General features: G+C 41.9%; 14 protein-coding genes. 7 read left to right on the top strand and 7 right to left on the bottom strand.

Features of this window, described 5'->3' with window-relative positions; genetic code table 11:
• Positions 1-197: 197 nt before the first annotated feature.
• The 7 genes from AC1RJ8_RS16765 to AC1RJ8_RS16735 form a co-directional block, all read right to left on the bottom strand.
• Positions 198-584 carry a hypothetical protein gene (locus AC1RJ8_RS16765; protein WP_492954989.1) on the bottom strand — a complete coding sequence of 129 codons (387 nt, stop codon included), beginning with the start codon at positions 582-584 and terminating at the stop codon, positions 198-200.
• Positions 585-671: 87 nt separating this feature from the next.
• Positions 672-1889 carry a serine hydrolase domain-containing protein gene (locus tag AC1RJ8_RS16760; RefSeq protein ID WP_492954988.1) on the bottom strand — a complete coding sequence of 406 codons (1218 nt, stop codon included), beginning with the start codon at positions 1887-1889 and terminating at the stop codon, positions 672-674.
• Positions 1890-2383: 494 nt separating this feature from the next.
• A complete protein-coding gene (locus AC1RJ8_RS16755) occupies positions 2384-2878 on the bottom strand; it encodes a RidA family protein (protein WP_492954987.1) in 495 nt (164 codons plus the stop codon).
• A gap of 77 nt (positions 2879-2955) precedes the next feature.
• Positions 2956-3819 carry a subclass B3 metallo-beta-lactamase gene (gene bla / locus AC1RJ8_RS16750; RefSeq protein ID WP_492955077.1) on the bottom strand — a complete coding sequence of 288 codons (864 nt, stop codon included), beginning with the start codon at positions 3817-3819 and terminating at the stop codon, positions 2956-2958.
• Between the two features lie 354 nt (positions 3820-4173).
• Positions 4174-5280: a serine hydrolase domain-containing protein gene (locus AC1RJ8_RS16745; protein WP_492954986.1), complete on the bottom strand. Its 1107-nt coding sequence runs from the start codon at positions 5278-5280 to the stop codon at positions 4174-4176.
• 167 nt (positions 5281-5447) lie between these two features.
• On the bottom strand, positions 5448-6077 hold the full coding sequence (locus AC1RJ8_RS16740) for a carboxypeptidase-like regulatory domain-containing protein (RefSeq protein WP_492954985.1): 630 nt from the start codon (positions 6075-6077) through the stop codon (positions 5448-5450).
• Positions 6078-6087: 10 nt separating this feature from the next.
• On the bottom strand, positions 6088-6675 hold the full coding sequence (locus AC1RJ8_RS16735) for a hypothetical protein (protein WP_492954984.1): 588 nt from the start codon (positions 6673-6675) through the stop codon (positions 6088-6090).
• Between the two features lie 212 nt (positions 6676-6887).
• On the opposite strand from AC1RJ8_RS16735, the gene AC1RJ8_RS16730 reads away from it, so the two are divergent.
• From AC1RJ8_RS16730 to AC1RJ8_RS16700, 7 genes are all read left to right on the top strand, one after another.
• Entirely contained in the window at positions 6888-8894 is a 2007-nt protein-coding gene (locus AC1RJ8_RS16730) for a tetratricopeptide repeat-containing sensor histidine kinase (RefSeq protein WP_492954983.1), read from the top strand.
• Positions 8887-9516, top strand: a complete 630-nt coding sequence (locus AC1RJ8_RS16725; RefSeq protein ID WP_492954982.1) for a response regulator — start codon at positions 8887-8889, stop codon at positions 9514-9516. The genes AC1RJ8_RS16730 and AC1RJ8_RS16725 overlap by 8 nt, the downstream gene beginning before the upstream one ends.
• Before the next feature lie 406 nt (positions 9517-9922).
• Positions 9923-13060, top strand: a complete 3138-nt coding sequence (locus AC1RJ8_RS16720; protein ID WP_492954981.1) for a SusC/RagA family TonB-linked outer membrane protein — start codon at positions 9923-9925, stop codon at positions 13058-13060.
• An 11-nt stretch (positions 13061-13071) separates the two neighbouring features.
• Complete coding sequence (locus AC1RJ8_RS16715) at positions 13072-14541, top strand: RagB/SusD family nutrient uptake outer membrane protein (protein ID WP_492954980.1); 1470 nt, start codon at positions 13072-13074, stop codon at positions 14539-14541.
• Positions 14542-14545: 4 nt separating this feature from the next.
• Entirely contained in the window at positions 14546-15214 is a 669-nt protein-coding gene (locus AC1RJ8_RS16710) for a hypothetical protein (protein WP_492954979.1), read from the top strand.
• Positions 15215-15238: 24 nt separating this feature from the next.
• Complete coding sequence (locus tag AC1RJ8_RS16705; protein ID WP_492954978.1) at positions 15239-16192, top strand: hypothetical protein; 954 nt, start codon at positions 15239-15241, stop codon at positions 16190-16192.
• A gap of 259 nt (positions 16193-16451) precedes the next feature.
• Positions 16452-18854: a glycoside hydrolase family 127 protein gene (locus tag AC1RJ8_RS16700; RefSeq protein ID WP_492954977.1), complete on the top strand. Its 2403-nt coding sequence runs from the start codon at positions 16452-16454 to the stop codon at positions 18852-18854.
• The last annotated feature ends 37 nt before the right edge of the window (positions 18855-18891 follow it).

The raw sequence follows: 18891 nt of genomic DNA, 5'->3' as shown, positions 1-18891 counted from the left end.
AAAATATAGACCGGAACCAACATGATGCACAAAAGTGAGCTTTATCGGCATTTAAACCGCCCCACTTTGTAAGGTGGAACTTATTTGCAGATTGAACTCTGCCTGCAATTGGATTGCTTGCTGTTTAGATAAGAAGTCCGGGTAATTTAAAGTTTGATCCTGGCTATTTTTTGATAAGACCAGCCTCAGACAAACAACTATGGCTTGGCCCTAACCGCTTTGTCGAAAGAGAAAACAAGATGTTTTTGATCTATCTCAGATAGCGGAATTTCATAGGTACCTTTTCCCTGACCTGTAGTAAAATAAACTTTGGCTCTCTCGGTCTGGCCTTTGCCGAGCCCATCTTCAAACAGGACAATTCCAAACAAGGTGGTATCTGCCGTGGATGAGGCAATTACACTTACTGTACCAAGATCGTAACTGCCGTTATTTTTCAGTGTTATTGTTCCATTTTTATAGGAATAAGACAGTCCTTTCACGCTCGCAAGATATGTTTTGTTTTTGCTGGTAACGGGTTTATAGGTCTGCGCCTGTGCTGAAAAACCGGCAATAAATAAGAAGAAAGCTAACCCGAATTTTTTCATTTATTTTTTTTATAGAAATAATCCAAAAGAAAATGGTTTCAAAATGTAGCAGGTATCATTATCATTAACCATATCTACATTCATTTACTACCGCTGCTTTTTATTAGCATCAGCATTCAATGCTCTCCCGTACCTGAACAGCTCATTAAAGACACCCACATAGTATTTCATAAAATCCCTACTGTTTAAGGTGGTATTGGAAAAGAGTACAACAGCAACCTTTTTATCAAGGTCTGCCAGCATCTCTGTTTTTACCCCCGGATCGGTTCCGCCATAACCGATTTTTGTACCTCCATCCTTGGTGGCCCAGAATATACCTGCATTTTTATTTGACAGGTTTATATTTTCGGGCTTGTGGTACGGAGAGAACTGAAAGCGCTGCATGGAATCAACAGAAGATTTCTTTAATATGCGCTTACCCTGATATTGACCATCCGCGAGCAGGGCGATAAAATATTTAGAGAGTTCACTTACCGATGTGCGCACGCCTCCGTCCGGATAGGTGGGCAGCCCATAATATGGAATTAGTTTTAAGGTGTCACCCTGTTTATCGTAACCTTTGGAATGAGCAGCCATATTTATCTCGGTACTGAACCATCCGGTATTTTTCATACCGAGCGGTTTAAAAATATTCTTCCTGCTATATTCATTCAATGCCTGTCCTGTTACCCTTTCTACTACATAACCGGCCAGGCCAGTCGCGATATTGGAATACTCCCAAAACGTGCCCGGTCTGTGGTTTAAAAAATTATCTTTTGAATAAAGCTGACCATGAACATCGAAATAGCTTCTTAAAAAAGCTTCCAGAGAGACCGGGGAATCCCCGCCGTAAAAATAGGAATTTTCATAGACAGGGCTTCTATCTGTTATACCGGAAGTATGCGTACCCAGGTTTCGAAGGGTTATCTTTTCATCCGGAAAATAAGGATTGATAACCTTAAAGGGCAGGTAAGTATTGATGTCAGCATCAAGGGATAACTTACCCTCTTCAACCGCCTTCAAAACGCATACACCGGTAATAGTCTTGGTAATTGATGCAATATTAATGATGGTGTTTGGGGTAAAAGGTTTTTTGAGTTCCTTATCGGCATAGCCATAACCTTTCATCCAGACAATCTTTCCTTTTACGATAATGGCGGCACTGAGCCCTACCATTCCCGATTCATCAATGCTTTTTTGAATAATAGCATCAAGTTTCTTTGCACTCAGGTTCTGAAGTTCAGGCTTTTCCTGAGCAAGCAGACCAGAAGTTATTAAGCTGCAGAATAGTAATGCAAGTATTTTTAGTTCAAAGACTATTTTCATATTTCTGTTTTTTTCTTTAAAAGTCCAGAACCGTTCGGTTACCAGCCTTTCAATGGGTCAAAAGTAGCGAATGATGTTTTCATAACTTAAAATGGCGATGAATAGGCTTGTTTTGAAGACAGAGAGTGTAGTTTAAAGGATATAACTGTTTATGGCTAAAAAACATGCAAACACCTGAAAAATCCGCCTATCCATCGACGGACGGGAGGAGAAAGACATAAATTAATCGTTTCTGCCCATAACAATATCTTTGTAGCTTTATTTACAATTGAGCTTGGTAATAAGATAAAAATAAATTAACTGATGAAAATAAAGTGTCTTTTGGCCGATGATGAACCACTGGCCGTACAGCTTATTAAGAGCCATATTGTGCAACTGGATAACTTTGAGACCTGAGCTGCAGATCCCTCGAGTTAATTTACCAGTGATATTGGAAGCGAGATATCTCTATTCTAACCAATCTTTAACAATGGCTATAATGGAAATCAGCACCATTACTGAGCATTTCCAAGCACAGCGATCAGCTCAACCTCCAGCTTGGCCCCTCTTTCGTAAAGCCTGCTTACCTGCACCCAGCTTGCTGCCGGAAAATCTCCTTTGTAAAAGTTTTTCCGTTCCTGGTTATATTTTTTCATTTCCTCTATATCTGTTGTGTAAAGGGTTTCTTTAACTACATCTCCAGGTGTTGCACCAAAAGCGGCAAGACATTGGGCAAGGGATTTATAGAGCTCGCGGACGCCCATTGCGCTGAGATCGCTTGTCGGTATCCCGGAAATATAAACCGTGTTGCCGCACTTGATCACCTGGGCATAACCTGCAGATTCATTTTGTTTGTTTGCAGTTCCCCAATGCCATTTTTCCTTTGTCAGCGCAATGGATTTTGTCTTACCTTCCGATTTAGCATCTTTCGGTATCTTAGCTTGCTGGGCGTAGGCATATGGCAAGAATGCCATAAAGAGAAATAAAACAGCAAAAAAGGTCTTATTCATTGTTCGTTCTTTTAGGTGTGGATTGATTTTATGCGCCCCCAGAGCGCTAGCCGGGTTGAGTGCCTGCAGGATACAAGTCAATTTTCGTTAAGCTTTTGTTTGTAATCCTTTTGTAGTTCCTTTATTGAGCGATAATAGTTTTTTTTATCAATGAATGCCTTCGGAGAAGAAGTACCTGACCGGACCTTTTCGAGAAGACTGAACTGAACGCCATGTGATGCTACCCAAATATCGAATTTGATTTTTCTCATAGCCTTCAGTGTGCAGGCATAATCTCTGGCTATATTGGGGTAGGCACTTAACTGGGAAAACTTTTTATCTGTCGGAATAGTTGGCAGATTGGCAATTAGCACCCTGTATTTTCTGCCATTCTCCCAGAGATTAAAAATGTAACTGCAGGAGCCCTTGGTATGGCCGGGATGATGAAGCATAACCAGACTCGTATTACCCAGGTTAATGCTATCCCCTCCGCGAAGAACCCTGTCTACTTTTATCGGTTCAAATACGCAAACATCGCCTTTTAGATCATAGTCGGAAATTCCCCCGTCAGCTATTACCTGGGCATCGGCATAGTCCACCATCATTTTGGCTCCTGTTATCTTTTTTATTTCGGCCATGGCACCCACATGGTCATAGTACGCTTGCGTGGTCAACAGGATTTTTGTATCCGCCAAACTAAATCCCAGTGCCTGGATGTTTGATTTGATGAGTGCAGCTGAGGCGGCAAGACCTGTATTGATGAGGATATTTCCTTCAGTGGTAACGATAAGATAACAAGCCAGATCTGCAGTACCTACATAATAGAGGTTGCCTGCAACTTTAAAAGGAGCAATAGGCTTAGACCATTCCGGGTGTGATTTAGTGTCAGGCTCGAGTACCCGCTGTGCATGGATATCGGCATTACCGGCGAAAAGAAATAATAAAAGCAAGATTTTTTTCATCATGTTTAAACTTCTCTAAAATATCTAAAAGTGTTTTTAATACCTTGATTTATATTTGCACATTTTATCTATATCCCCACTGGGTTTTTCTTTTATCAGTCGGAGCTATCCGGTTTTGATTTCATCTGAAGGGAGTTTAGGTTTACTACGCTATCCATGATATTCTTTAATTTGGATTTTAAAGCTCGCTGTCTGCAAACGGTATCTCCTGTGCATAGATGGAATGTAGTCCTACCATCAAAAAAACAGGTAAATTGAAAATGTTCTTTTCATATCAAAGGTTTAAGTTTTAATCTGAGTGCCTGATTGTATTGTCATGATATTAAATTCAACCAGTTAATCAAGTTGGTCCAGCTACTGAGTGCCGGGACTTTTCTTCCCGAATTGTTTGAGGGCCAGTGCTGCAATCTCTCCAGTAACCTTGGTTGGCGAATTACAGTCGCAGTTGCTCATCGCAACAACGTAAATGTCTTCAGAGGGAATGTATACCGCCATGGTTTTAAAGCCAAAGATGCTTCCGCCGTGTTCCCGCGTGGGTACTTTGCTGATGTTCCTGATGTGCCATCCGTAGCCATAGCCAAAGGTTTCGCCATTGTTAAGCTTATAAGTGCTGAATGCTTTTTTTGTTTCCTGTACATTTAGCAACAGGTTTTGGTTCAGTGCATTTTGCCATTTAAGCATATCGCCTGTTGTTGACATCAAAGACCCTGAAGCAAAAGGAACACTGAAGCTGATAGCTGTCCTGTTTACATAGCCCGATGTTTTCTTATGATAGCCATAGGCCCTGTTAACAATGACAAGCCGGTCACTGGCATATCGGGAGTTATCCATATGCAACTTTTCGAAGATATGCTTTTGGATAAAATCCTCATAACTTTCCCCCGAAATAAGTTCTATGAGGTAGCCTAAAAGCACATAACCAGAATTGTTATACTCAAACTTTTCCCCTGGCGCAAAATCCACCGGCTCGTTTTTGAAAAAATCCACCATCATTTTAGGTGTCATTTCCTTCTGGGCAATCTCTGATAGTGTTTTCATTTTGGTGAAATCCTTTATTCCCGAGGTATGGGTAAGCAGGTGATGTATGGTGATAGCCTTACCTCCGGGATAATCTGCAATATATTTGGAAAGCGGATCGGTGACCTGTAATTTCCCCTGCTGTTCTAGCATGAGAATCGCCACCGCAGTAAACTGCTTGGTCATCGAGCCCAGCTCGAAGACATTTTCAGCCTTGAGATCATTGCCAACTTCCAGATTTGCTTTGCCAAAAGTTTTCTCGTAGACTGGTTTCCCGCCATGGGCGACCATAAAAACTGCACCCGGACCATTTGGGTCAGAGAATTCTTTTAAGATGAGGCTGTCAATGCCTTGCTGGAGGTTTTGGGCCTTGAGTATCCCAAAGGATCCAAGAATAAAGAACAACCCGCATAGCAGGCTTGGGTGGTATTTAAACACTGTCATATGATTTTATATTCAACTCTTAGACGCACTGGAAATAAAAGTGGTTACAGCTAAAATGTTTTTCCGGAACACTACAATTGAACTTATCTCAAGCTTCATAGCGAAAAAAACCAATAGTTTATTTTTTCAGCGCTGAAATCCTAACGTTACTTACCGCGGCAGCTATTTTAATGCAACTTTACCTTCAGTATTTCCCCGTTCTCCTTTATCTCCACAAACTCCTCGATCCGGTCCTGGATATTTTTGGAATACTCTTTTTTCTGATAATAATCGGTCTGCCCGCCATAATTATTGTAACCGGTACCTGTATAGGCATTATATGAGCCCCTAAGGGTATAATCCAGCATTCCCTGCAGAAAGTACCTTCCAGGCTTCATGTCGGGAAAGGTGAACTCCCCGTCGCTATTGGTGACCGCTTCGAGCCTGTAGCGGTATGCATCTTTGGAGAGATACACAAAGCGTCGTTTTCTGGTATTCTCCTTTTCTTTACGAAGCTTATACCAGTCTTCAAAATAAGGCGTTACCGGCAAAAGTACTACTGTCATGTTGTTAGCGAGTATTCTGGGCGAAAGCGGAACGCTATATCCGAGCGGGTGTTTCTGCCTGGTAAATGCTACGCCTTTGATGACGGCGGTGCCTTTTGAGAGCATTTTTTTTGCCTGTAGCGAATCAAAAACGACTTCCGGATAAATGGCTTCAATTTTATCTTTTTTCTCAGGCTCTTTATATTGCGCTGCAGCATGAAGCCCAGCGGAGATGGTAAAAACGAATGCAATAAAATATTTTGTAGTTTTCATCTTATCATGTTTAAGGGTTGACAATTGTTTTATAAGGGAGGTTAAACGACCCCTCGCTCACGCTGATCGACTGGCCTGCCATATTTCTCAGCGTACCAGAAAAAGTGCCTTTAATTCCTGTTTTACTAATGGATTCTATTTTCAGCGTGAAAATGTCGTTCGCAAAGGAAGTATTGTACAACAGCGTTCCATCCGACTTCTGCACAGCATAACGTGCAATCATTTTCTGCTCGGCAGGTGTAGCATAGCTGCCTGGTGTGATATTGCCGCCAAGTTTCCAGATTTCAAAGTCCAGCGATGGAGGTACCGGTCCACCTGAAGTTGGATAAGATGTTTCATAACCGCCGACAACGATATGCTCAAAGCGGCCGTCGGCACCGCTTCCCTGAAAATTCACGGTATGGAAATCGATCTTGCGCCCATCCAGTCTGGCGTTGAAATAATAATCTCCGGTTAGCTCACCGCCTCCCCCATCCTTCTTACAGGCAGATAAACTTAAGGCAATAATGACCAGATAGAGCAGCTTACTGAAAAAAGACAGGTGATCCCGGGGGAATGCGATGGATCGGAGCACATCTTTAAAACTTAGTTTTTTCATGGTATATATGTTTCAAGGTATGTGGGCAAAGCTATTATAAGTATGGGCCAAAAGGAATACCACCTTTTGCCGTTTTTTTTCTACTGGTTTTTAGGTATTTTCTATTGTTGAAAGAAAAATACAGATGGGTTGCAGATTAAATTTTGATATTTACAGACAACTTGGAAGGCTGTTTAAGATCGTACAGCCGACCGGGCAGCGATGGATAAAGCATGAAAAAAATAATTCTTCTACTACTGATATCCCAGGCTTTCAGATACAATGGATTCAGCCAGCAGCAGGTACCATTGGACGAAAAGCATCATCTGGATAGCCTGCAACAGGTATTAACGCAAAAAAGCCCCGACAGCGCCAAGGCCATTGCCAATTACGAACTGGTGGAATACTGGAAATTCAAGGATACCATTAAGAGCAAATCTTATCTGCAGGCAGCCAGAAAGGTCGCGGGCAAAGATCCTTATCTGAATGCACTTTCAAGTTTCTATCAGGGCCAGTACTATTTTGCATGGAATAAAGAAAAAGCATCAGTGGCCTTTAAAAAAGCAACCCAGACGCTTTCAGCCTTCAAAACAAAAAAAGCCTATGCCAAACTTGCCGCTGCCTGGTATAATTATGGCCTGATGAATGTGGATAAGCAGGGATATGATTTTTTAACGGCGATAACCCTCGAAAAGGCTATTCCTAATGCAGAGAAAGCTGGAAAGCCAGCCTTACTTGCCTATTTTTATAACCAGCTATCCACCATTTTGATGAACAACTATCAGTTTTCAAAAGCTGCCGACTACAACCAAAAGGCAATCGGGATCCTGGAAAGCGAACGGCAGCAACTAACCGATCTGCTCTTCGCCTATCTTTCTGGAGTAAGCATCCATTGCTACGACAAGCAGCCATTAAGGGCATGGAAACTGCTCCAACAGGCTCAAAAACTTTTAAAACCGCACCCGGAATCACTCAACTATACACTTTATTACTATAATGAGGCGCTTTATTATACAACCACCGAGGCTTACGGTAAAGCGCTGAAAAGTGTGGATGAGGGGACATTGTTAGCTAAAAAATTTAATCAGAAACAACTTTATAGCCAGTTGTTTTTCCTCAGATATAATATCTACAGCCAGCAGAAAAAATATGACCAGGCCCGGCGGGTCCTCTTGGATATTGTAAGGGAAGGAACTTTGACGGCCAAGATCAATGATAGGGCAGAAATTTATTCAGAACTGGCCAAAGTAAGCGAAAAGCTAGGGGATTACAAAGGAGCCTTGCAGTGGATGGACAGGTCACGGGATGTGAATGACAGCATCAATGCCAATCAGACCAAAGTTAAGATCAATGAGCTCGAAACCAAATACCGCAGCGCGGAAAACCTGCAGAAAATCACAGCCCTTCAGGCGCAGAATAAAGCGGCACTGCTCGCCTCTCGCAATGACAGGCTGTACAAACTATTACTTGGAACCGGGTGCTTTTTTCTTTTGATGCTCCTGATTGGAGTTTTGTTTAGCTCCCGAACCAGGCGCAAGCTCGCCACCGAGCGCGAAATCAATTACCGCCGTCAGATGAGCGAGCTGGAACAAAAGCAGCAGCTAAAGGTGACAAAGGCGATGTTGGACGGCGAAGAGCTCGAGCGTGAGCGGGTGGCAAGAGATCTTCATGATGGCCTTGGTGGCATGCTCGCAGGGGTAAAAATAGGACTCTCCGGCTGGAGCGATACCAGGGCCGGGCTCTCGGAAGACCGCGACCTGAACCGGATTATTGGGCAGCTGGACAGTTCAGTGAGCGAACTGCGCCGCATTGCCCGTAATATGGTTCCTGATACGCTGCTTAAGTTCGGACTGGAGGTGGCCATCAAGGACCTGTGCGAATTCTACATGCGCGACGGCCTGAAGATCACCGCTGAAACCTTTGGCTTCCGCGGGGATATTGCAATGAACGTACAGCTGAATATCTACCGCATACTGCAGGAACTCCTCTCAAATGCCCTCAAGCATTCCGGGGCAAGCAACATCCTATTGCAGTGCAGTCAAAATGAAGACACCGTTTTTATTACCTTTGAAGACAACGGAGTAGGTTTCGATACAGCATCCCTGAAAGGCAAAAAAGGGATGGGCCTTGACAACCTGAAAAACCGCGTAGCATTTCTGCAGGGGAAATTTGAGCTCCACTCCGCCTTAGGCGAAGGAACAGAAATCGATATAGAACTAAAAACCAGAGCCGATGGATAAATTGCTTACTGTAATAGTCGACGATCACCCGATCGTTGTTGAAGGGCTCAGGACCCTGCTGAAAAATGAGCACAACCTAAAAATCGTAGGTAGCTTCCATAACGGAACAAACCTGCTCCACTATATCCAGACCAACCGGGTCGACTTGGTGCTGCTGGATGTGACCCTGCCTGATATCAATGGTATGGAACTCTGCCATATGATTAAGAAAGTATCCCTGAATACCATCATACTCATCCTCAGCAACCACACAGAAAGGAGCATCATTATGCAGACCATCCAGAACGGAGCAAGCGGATACCTGTTAAAAAACAGCTCACTGGATGAACTCCGGAAATGTATTTCCGAATCGGTACAGGGAAATATCTGCTATAGCCGTGAAGTCATGGAGATCATCAGCCGCCCAACCAAAAATGAATTGCGGAGTGCGCCACAGCTCACCAGGAGAGAAAAACAGATCCTGAGCCTCCTCGCACAGGGAAAAACAAGCCAGGTTATCGCAAATGAACTCTTTCTCAGCCCCTTGACCGTTGATACCCACCGGCGGAACCTGATCCAAAAGTTCGAGGTTAAAAATGTTGCTGAGCTTATTACCGTCGCCCATCAACAGAAAATCCTGTAACCTTTATCAATATAAAATTTTGATCGGGGCTTTATATAATTTGCGCTATAAATACTAATGCCTTTAAAATGACGGCAAAACTAGCCCTAGTATATGCAAAAGTTGTAGACCAGTGTACATTTGAATAATCTCAAGAGGTTAACAATCAGAACATTCATAAAATGGGATTTTTTTTAACATTTCCCGATGTCCATTCCTCATCAATAAATCTAGAACGAAATCTAACTTAGTAATAACTATACCTTTTGCAAAGGGCATTATTCTACATTTCGGTTAAAAAGTGATCTAAATCAGGTAAAATAATCATTACGACTGAACACTTTTAATGGCTAAATTTATAAACGTTATAACGACGCTTAAACTAACCAAAAAAACTAATAAACTAATAAACTAATCAATTAAGCTAATGAAATTAAACTTTACTTTGAGGTGGGGTAAGTTATTAGGCATCCTTATATTTCTGATTATGCCTTTTCTTACCTTTGCACAGACCAAAATTACCGGTACGGTAACTGATGGGAAAAACGGGCCCATACCCGGGGCATCTATTAAACAAAAGGGTACAACTAATGGGACCTCTTCTGATATTAAGGGAAACTTCTCGTTAACCTTAAAGGAAGGATCTTCGATCTTGACGGTCAGCATTGTTGGCTATAAGACAAAAGAAATATCTGTTGCAGGCAAGACAGCCATAAATATTGAGCTTGCGGAAGATAACAATTCCCTGAATGAGGTGGTTGCCATAGGGTATCAGAACATCCAGAGAAGAAAGACCGCTGGAGCAATCTCGTCTGTAAAGGGAAAAGATTTTGAAAACACGCCTTATTCTACTTTTGATGCAATGCTACAGGGAAGGGTTGCGGGATTAACCGTTTTAAGTACCTCAGGCGAACCTGGAGGAAACAACATTGTTAACATCCGTGGTGCAAGCAACGTAAACTTAGGTCAAAGCAGCTCACCGTTATACGTTATTGATGGCGTGATCTATGATGTAAATGACATTGGGTCAGCCTATGGGAGCAGTCCCTTGCAGGCGATCAACCCCAACGACATCGAATCTGTTGACGTATTAAAGGATGCATCTGCTTCAGCCGTTTATGGTGCCAGGGCTGCCAACGGCGTTATTATTGTTAAGACCAAACGGGCTATAGCCGGCGCGCCACCTCAGATTAGAATTTCAAGCTATTTTGGAATTGCCAATAAACCGGCATTGAAGCCTATCCAGACAGGTACTGCAGAGAGAAGATTGAAAATGGACTTACTGTATGGAGGTAACGCATCGTATGACCGGCTCAAAAACCTGAATATGATGTTGACAGACAGTTTAAATACTGCCTTCAACAACAATACAGACTGGCAGGGATTATTTCTTCAAACGGGAAACATCAGCAATATTGATGCAAGCATAGCAGCGGCAACGGATAAATATTCATACAGATTCTCTTTCAACCGTTATTTTGAGGAAGGGGTAATGAAAGGTTATGATATCAACAGGGTTACGCCCAGCCTGTTCTTTCAGGTATCACCTACCCAAAAACTGTTGATCCAGACAAATCTTTTTGTCGGCCTAACCAAGGCCAAGCATGGTCAAGGTGACCAAAACAAATACCCATTCACTACCTGGGGCTTTCCCTCATCCTTTTGGAGTATCGGTCCTACAGAACAGGCATTATATACCGGCAGATATGATGAACTCAGGGACGATGATAAAACCACTAGTCTGAACGGTAATACAATGGCTCAATACACCATTATACCTGGCTTAAACTTAAAAAGCACGATATCGTACAATGTAAACAATAATACAAGAAGCTATTTTAAACCAAATCTTTTAAGTTCCAGCGGCCAGAATGAAGCTTATGGATATATCTATCAGACTAACCGATGGGAATTGGAAAACACATTGAACTACTACAAGTCACTGAAGAGCGGGCATAACTTTAACATTGTCCTGCTACAGGGAATGGAAAAAAACATACTCAATAACACCTACAGCTCCAGCATAGGAAATTCGGATGCAGTAAAAACGGTTACAGGCATAGCCGCCGGCCCAAATTTGTTTGTAAGCAATGATATCCAGCAACGCTCCCGTTTATCATGGATGGGAAGTTTTGTCTATGATTACAAGGGAAAATACCTGTTACAGGCTGTTTACCGTGCCGATGCATCTTCAAGATACAGTGCTGATAGCCGCTGGGGCTCGTTTCCATCGGTATCGGCAGGGTGGAATGCATCTGAGGAAAGTTTCTTCTCCCCGGTAAAGAATATTCTCTCCTATTTAAAGCTTAGGGCCAGTTATGGAGTAACCGGCAATGATCCCGGCGCCTATTATGCCCAATACCAATCGTTAATAGGTGATGCAAGTTATCCAACATCAGTACTGGCAAATGGTGTAGGTGGCTTCCAGAATACCTATAATGGCACACAGGTATTATACCCAGATTATTACGGGGCAGCTTCGGCCAGTTCGATTAGCTGGGAAAGAAGTCCACAGTTTAATGCGGGAATCGATTTGGGATTGTTTAAGGACCGGATAACCTTAACAGCCGATTATTATATCCGGGACTCTAAAAGCAAGGTATTCCAGGTGGCCGTACCGCTTACCAGCGGATATTCCCAAATCTCAAACAACTATGTTGATCTGCGCAATTCGGGTGTTGAGTTAACTTTAACTACGAGAAATTTCGGTCCGGCTTCAAAATTTCAATGGACAACCAACTTCAATATAGCCTACAACGATAATTATATTACCAAACTGCCAAACGGGGGAAGAGATTTCACTTTCGGGCCACCCTGGCTACAACAGACATTGAGCGTTGGCGAACCTCTGTTCACCTATAAGGTCTGGGACGTTAAAAGTATCTATTCAACAGACGCCGATGTTCCTGTAGACCCGAAGACAGGCAAGCGGATTACCCACTTCGGCGGGGCACAATATAGTGCAGGTGATCCGGCAAGGGCAGATCAGAATGGAGATTACAACATCGATTATAATGACTATGTATCATATGGAAACCCAAATCCGGATATTACAGGTGGTATGAACAATTCATTTTCTTATAAAGGCTTTTCTCTTGATGTTCTGGTCACTTTCATTTCAGGTCGCAGCCTACGCAATGGTTATCTTTCAGACAAATTTCAGGATGCCGGAACATCGGATCCATACTTCTATTGGGGCCCCCGATCTGGACCGGCATCAAACTTTAATGTTTCGGATTTCTGGTCTAAACCAGGAGATATTGCCAAATATCCCGGACTCATAACCAATACTGTAGATAAATGGCACATTGGCCAGAGCATGTACGTCGAAAATGCAAGCTTCTTACGTATCAAAAACATCAGGCTGGGTTACGCTTTGCCTCAAAAATTCACAAAAAAAATAGGCATGAACATGATCAGGTTCTACGGTGTGATGGACAATGTAAAAGTATGGTCTAAATCTACTGTGCCTGATCCGGAAGCTGTGGGAGTGGATGGCTATTCCGGAGGAAACGACTATCCCATTCCTAAGAAGTACACATTCGGCATTGATTTAACATTTTAAACATTACTACAATGAAAAGACTAACAATATATATATGCTGTGCAATCGGATTGAGCATAGCAACTTCATGCAAGAAGTTTCTTGATGAAAAACCCATCAGCACATCTACCGATATTACCTTTTGGAAAAATGAGAACGATGCGGACAAGGGTATAGCAGGAGGTTATGCACTATTGAGAAAAACCTTGAATAAGGCAAATGGACTTGCTTTTTATGCCTATGGCGATCTGCCAACCGATGAATTCACTTCAGTGACTTCTTATCGTTTCGACAACATTTCCACAATAAGGTGGTCGATAGCTGTTGCAGCTGCAGAAACAGGAGATCCAATGATGCAGATGAGAAGGTATGATAGCTTTTATAGTGCTATAGATCAGATCAACCGCTGTATCAAGTTTATCCCAACCATACCAGACGATAAATTTTCTTCTTCTACATCAAAGAACAACCTATTGGGTGAAGCCTATTTTTTAAGGGCATTCAATTATTTCTATATGACCAGAATCTGGGGAGATGTTCCCCTGGTAACGCAGACCGGGGCGATTGCAGATGCCGTTGATATTCCACGCAACAAAGCATCTGAAGTTTTAGCGCAGTGTTTAAGTGATGTTAACATGGCTATAAGTCTGTTGAGCTGGGATTATGCGAACGCAACAAATAGGGCCGTTAGGGCCAACAAAGGTTCAGCTTATGCCCTTCTGGCACATATTTATGCGTGGCAGGGCGATTACCAGAACTGTAATTTAACCGCAGACAAGATTATCGCCCAAAATTTTTATCAATATGTAAGCAGGGATAGTTATCTAAACATATACAAAGGTAAGTCTACTGAGGGCATTTTTGAGATTGCTCAGAGCGGAGAGAACGAAGGAAATGTCTTCAATATTGCAAATTATACTTTGAAAAGTCCATATTTGACCACAAATACCGGAAATGCAATTTTTCCGCTTAATACGATTACGTTAAAGAACCTTTTCGATGACCCGGACGATGAGCGGTATTCCAATGCTTTCGCACTGACAAATTCAACAGATCCGATCTGTATCAAGTATGCTAATATTACCTACGTTAACGGCCAAAACGTAATTACCCCGGTTGCTCACAATAACATCATCATTTTTAGGCTTGCAGACATAAAGCTGTTAAAAGCAGAGGCACTTGCGGCGTTAAACCAGTTTGATCAATCCAGAACCGTACTAAATGAAGTTAGAGAGATAGCTGGTGTAGGCGCTTGGAATGGGACAAATGCGAACTTATTTGAAGCTATTATAGACGAGCGGGGAAGAGAACTTTTCTTGGAGGGGCACCGTTTTTATGACCTGGTCAGACTTGGGAGAAAAACCGGTATTATTAAATTCGGTGATGATAAAATGAGCAAAAGTGATTTTGATGCCGGTAAATATTATTGGCCGATAGACCCTGCGTTAATGGTTATAAACAAAAAGTTAACACAAACTCCTTTCTGGAGCTCAAAGATGTAAAATAATGAAAAATAAAATGTTGTATTTTATAATATGCAGCCTAGGGCTTGCATATTTTACAGGCTGTAAGAAGAGTGAATACCTGACAGACGGCGGATTAAGTGTTGGCAAAACCTCACTAACAACATATGATTATCTCAAACAGCACAAATACCACTTGTTTGACACGCTGGTTATGGTGATTGATCACTATAATATGAAAGAGGAAGTAAATGGTGCTGCAACTTTTTTTGCCCCGACCAACTATTCCATCAACAGTTATCTGAAAATAAAAAGAGATTCTGTCAGACGTATTGATGAAAACAATAACTATAATCTAACCGATATGTATAAGGATATTAACGCTGATTCGCTTAGGATTTACATTTCAAAGTCAAGGATAACATTAATGACAGCACCGCTGCAGGCAACCATTGTGAATAATGCAGCAAATACGCAAACAGCAATCCAAAGGATTTTGCAGCCAAAGCCAGCCGAATCCTGGTCATCTGCACCAATATATTATCTCTATTATATAAAGGTCAGGGGTACCCTGGATCCGCCAAATGTTGTTGCCCAGCCCAATGATCCAAACGTAGATCTTAAAGCACAGTGCCAGACAACTGATATCGAACCATCATCGGGCGGCATGCTCCATGTGCTAAGCAATAACCATACATTCATCAGATTCTAACGGGGAATCACAATAGGTACAACCATGAAGAAAATATTATTAATTTCATCCATATCTGTTCTAGCTTTGACCGGCATTTTATTTGGCTGTAAAAAGGTGGAAAAGGGTTTCATCAGCGACTATATGTATTACAGTCCGAACCCTTTAATTGCTACCCAGGGAAATGTAACAAATTCCAACGCGCTTGAATTAGACGGAACCACGGGGCCGGTGAAGGTTAAACTTCTTGCTATCAGAAACGCAGACACCGGGCAGCCAGCACCAGAAATGACAAAAGAGTTTACCATTAAACAGTTTCTCGGTCAGATTACCAGTGCAGATTCAACCGTTGCATTGGTAAACAAAAAAATCGTGCTCAAACCTGCTTTACCGTTAGAGATCAGCGAGATTGGGGGAAGAATATCCCTCTCCCAGGCAACAGCATTTGTTTCCACTGGAAATTATGTAATCGATGTTGAGGTAAGCAACATCAAAGGTACCCGCCAGATTTTAAATGCATGCAGGATACAGCTATTACCCAAGGCATATTTTGCCCTTGATGACGGGCCGTTTGTTACCACATCTGATCCTGATGCAGAAACAGGTTTCAGCGATAGGGTAAATCTGCCCGTAACCGTTACTTACGACAACAAGGGACCTAACAAGATCAGGTTTGTGTTTTTAGACAAAAATGGCGCTGCCTTTGATCCTTCCGCCGGACAGGTAATCACCAGGGGAGATAGAGGTAATTTTTCGCAAATGAACCCATATTTTCCTGTGGTAAGAACAACAACTGCACTCGAATGGGAGTTTATAGATCTGCCAAACGGTTTCCCGATTAAGGATGGTAATAACGGAACGGGAAATTATTACCGCATCCCCGCAAGGTTTACGGTAGAAAACAGGAATGCAAATCCGGTATTTTTTGGTTTTAAGGCATTATCTGCAGGCAGCTATACTGTAACTATAAAAATACCCACTATTACAAAAAAACCCTAATTAGGTCGTTGATGATGAGGCCCAGGTTGGAAATAAAACCATCTGGGCCCTCTTTTTTAAGGATAACGATTTTAGCGTTAAAACAGCTGATTCAAAAAAGAAAGCCGCTTTTTTGACCTAATAAAAAAACAAAGTTGAACAAGAAATCATTTCAGCCATTATCCTCTTTAAGTATAGTATAGCCTTAATAGATCGAACTTATCCATTAAGACATTGAGCGCTTTACATCTCAATTAAAATAAGTAATAACCATAAAAACATGAGATTAAAAAACAATAAAATTGTAGTGGTCAGCCTTTTCCTTGCGGCTACTTCTGTTTGCGTTTCCGCACAGACAAAAGACTACCCCATTCAGCCAGTGGCATTTACAAAGGTTCATGTCCAGGATAATTTTTGGCAGCCAAAAATGGAAGTTAATGCCAGTGTTACCATTCCATATGTAATTGCACAATGTAAAGCCAATGGAAGAATGGATAACTTCCTTCGCGCAGGAAAAAAAATTGCCGGCGATAAGATGAGTGAATTTCCTTTTGATGATACCGATGTTTATAAAGCAATAGAGGGCGCTTCTTATTCCATACAAAATAAAGCCAACCCGAAACTCGCCGCATATATAGATACCTTAATTACAATTATTGGTGGGGCACAGGAACCAGATGGCTACCTCTTTACTTTTAGAACTGTTAATGCAAAAAAACCTCATGAATGGATTGGTGCAAACCGCTGGGAGAAAGAAGAAATACTGAGCCACGAGCTTTATAATGCAGGCCATCTTTACGAAGCAGCTGTAGCACATTATCAAGCAACCGGCAAAAGATCTTTGTTAAATATTGCGATTAAAAATGCTGATCTTCTGGTAAAAACTTTTGGTCCGGGCAAGATTGAGGCTTACCCCGGCCATCAGATTGTTGAAATTGGGTTATCAAAAATGTACCGGGTTATCTCCAATAAGAAATACTTAGATCTGGCTAAGTTCTTTTTAGATGTTAGAGGGCCAAACGGAGATTCTTACAATCAAGCACACAAACATGTTGTTGATCAGCATGAAGCCGTTGGACATGCAGTCCGTGCAGCATATATGTATACCGGAATGGCCGATATTGCTGCATTAACCGGAGATACCAAATATCTATCGGCAATAGATGATATCTGGGAAGATGTAGTAAATAAAAAACTATATATCACTGGTGGCATTGGTGCTACCGGTGCTGGTGAAGCTTTTGGTGAGGCCTACCAACTTCCAAACATGTCTGCCTATGCCGAAACCTGTGCAGCTATTGGCAACGTTTATTGGAACGAAAGAATGTTTCTTTTACATGGAGATTCTAAATACATTGATATTTTGGAAAGAACATTATACAATGGATTATTATCTGGCGTTTCATTGAGCGGAGATCGATTTTTCTATCCAAATCCACTGGCATCAATGTTCCAGCATCAACGTAGCGCCTGGATAAGCTGTGCCTGTTGCATCAGTAATATGGCCAGATTTTTACCATCATTACCAGGTTATGTTTATGCACAAAACCAAAATGATTTATATGTAAACCTTTATATGGGGAGTACCAGTAAAGTTGCACTAGCCGTTACAAATGTCGAAGTGGTTCAGGCTACTGATTACCCGTGGAAAGGAAATGTTGACATTTCCATCAATCCGGAGAAAACAGCAGAATTTACTATGAGGTTAAGGATACCCGGATGGGCAAAAGAAGAAGCTTCTCCAGGGAATCTATATTCATTTCTAGATAAAAAAGCCACACCTGTTACCATTTCAGTTAATGGAAAACGGGCCGATTATACCAGCGAAAAAGGATATGCCGTGTTAGCCAGAAAATGGAAAAAGGGCGATCGCATTTCAATTGTTCTTCCAATGGAAACCGATAAGGTAATTGCCAATAGCAGCGTAAAAGATGATGTTTCCCGTTTTGTACTCGAACGTGGCCCAATAGTATACTGCCTAGAAGGACCAGACAATAAAGATAGTTTGGTACAGAACATCATGATTGACAAAAATGCCATTGCCAGCACACAATACAATGCTAATCTTTTAAATGGTGTCGATGTCATTAATATTCCCGGGCGAAGCACAAAGAGACAGTTAAATAGCGATAGTCTTTTAACTGTTGATCAAGATGTGAAAGCCATTCCCTACTATGCGTGGGCAAACAGGGGGCCTAGTGAAATGACCGTTTGGATACCTTACGAAAAATCAGCAGCAAGACCAAAACCAGCAGCGACAATTGCCAGTAGAAGCACAGTATCCGCATCTCTAAAAAACAAAAGAATGTTTTCTGCAATAAAAGATCAATACGAACCTGCAGATTCTAAAGACACCAATTTCCCATACTTACACTGGTGGCCAGCTAAGAATACCACTGAATATATTCAGTACGATTTTGCATCAGAACAGACGGTAAGCGAATCGAAAGTTTACTGGTATGATGATGGCCCCTGGGGTGGTTGCCGTATACCTGTCTCTTATAAATTATTGTACAAAAAAGGCGAACAGTGGCTTCCGGTAGAAACAACCACAGCATACGAAATCAGTAAAGACAGATTTAATGTTCTCAAATTTAAACCCGTAAATACTACTGCGTTAAAAATGTTGATTCAACTTCCTGCAGAACATGCTACGGGTGTGCACGAATGGGCAGTGAAATAAAATCAAATTACTAAAACCATAAAATCCAGGCAGTTAA

The sequence above is a fragment of the Pedobacter sp. GW822-FHT03F06 genome, assembly GCF_058801365.1.
Note: the sequence above shows the minus strand (reverse complement) of the source record. Positions and strands in the feature narration are given on the sequence as shown.